Annotated in this window: 1 protein-coding gene; it reads left to right on the top strand. The window is 69.8% G+C overall.

All coding sequences use genetic code 11. The features are described from left to right. Nucleotides 1–95: 95 nt before the first annotated feature. The coding region (locus tag FYW99_RS31565) for an undecaprenyl-diphosphate phosphatase (protein ID WP_150256268.1) at nt 96–1,239 on the top strand (1,144 nt) is incomplete at its 3' end.

The raw sequence follows: 1,239 nt of genomic DNA, 5'->3' as shown, positions 1-1,239 counted from the left end.
CCCCCTTTTCCCCGAGCGCGCCCCCGCCGTGCCCTGTCCACCGTCGCCGCGTCCCGCCGAGGGAGGCGACCGAAGCAGCTGGAGCAGACTCTGCCGTGTCCCTCTTCGAAGCAGTCATCCTTGGCCTCGTCCAGGGACTGACCGAGTTCCTCCCGATCTCCTCCAGCGGACACCTGCGCGTGGTGTCGGCTCTCTTCGGGTGGCCCGACCCCGGCGCCGCCTTCACGGCCGTCAGCCAGATCGGCACCGAGCTGGCCGTGGTGATCTACTTCCGCCAGCGGATCTGGGCGATCCTGTCCACGTGGACCAGGTCGCTGGTCAACCGCGAACTGCGCAGCGACGTCAACGCGCGCATGGGCTGGTACGTCATCCTCGGCTCCATCCCCATCGTGGTCCTGGGCCTGCTCCTGGAGGAGCAGATCGACAGCGTCTTCCGCGACCTGCGCCTGATCGCGCTGAACCTCATCATCTTCGGCGTGATCCTGGGCGTGGTGGACACCTACGCGCGCAAGCACCGCTCCCTGGAGGACCTCAACGTCCCCCGCGGCCTGACCTTCGGGCTGTTCCAGGCGCTCGCCCTGATCCCGGGCGTCTCCCGGTCGGGCGGCACCCTCACGGGCGGAATGCTGCTCGGCTTCAAGCGCGCGGACGCGGCCGAGTACGCCTTCCTGCTGGCGCTGCCCGCCGTCTTCGGCGCCGGCATCTACAAGCTGACAGACATCGGTGACGCCGAGTACGCCGGGTGGGGCGCCACCATCGTGGGCACGCTCATCGCGGGCGTCGTCGGTTTCGTGGTCATCGCCTGGCTGATGCGCTTCATCTCCACGCACAGCTTCATGCCGTTCGTCTACTACCGCGTCGGCCTGGGCATCCTCGTCCTGGCCCTGGTGAGCTGGGGCGTGCTCGACCCGCAGGGCGGCGGTCACTCCCAGCCCGCCGAGAGCGAGATCGTGAGCGAGCAGGAGACGACGAGGGAGGAGTCCGAGCCCGAGCCGGAGGCCGACACCGGGACCGGTCCCTCCCCCGAGACGGCCACGGAATCGTCCGGAGCGCCCTCCGAGGAGCCCGTCCCGACCGTCGACCCGGTCACCGGCTGGGAGATCGACCCCGAGGTGGGGCTGCCGCGCAACCCCGAGACCGGGCTCTACCACGACTCGGACCTGGGCATGGACGTGGACTACGACCCGGTCACCGGCCTGGCCACCAACCCGGTGACCGGTGAGACCTACGACCCCAAGG

Origin of the sequence: Nocardiopsis deserti (assembly GCF_008638355.1) — a bacterium.
Classification (GTDB): domain Bacteria; phylum Actinomycetota; class Actinomycetes; order Streptosporangiales; family Streptosporangiaceae; genus Nocardiopsis; species Nocardiopsis alborubida.
The sequence above is the reverse complement of the archived record's forward strand: the minus strand, read 5'-3'. Positions and strand labels throughout refer to the sequence as shown.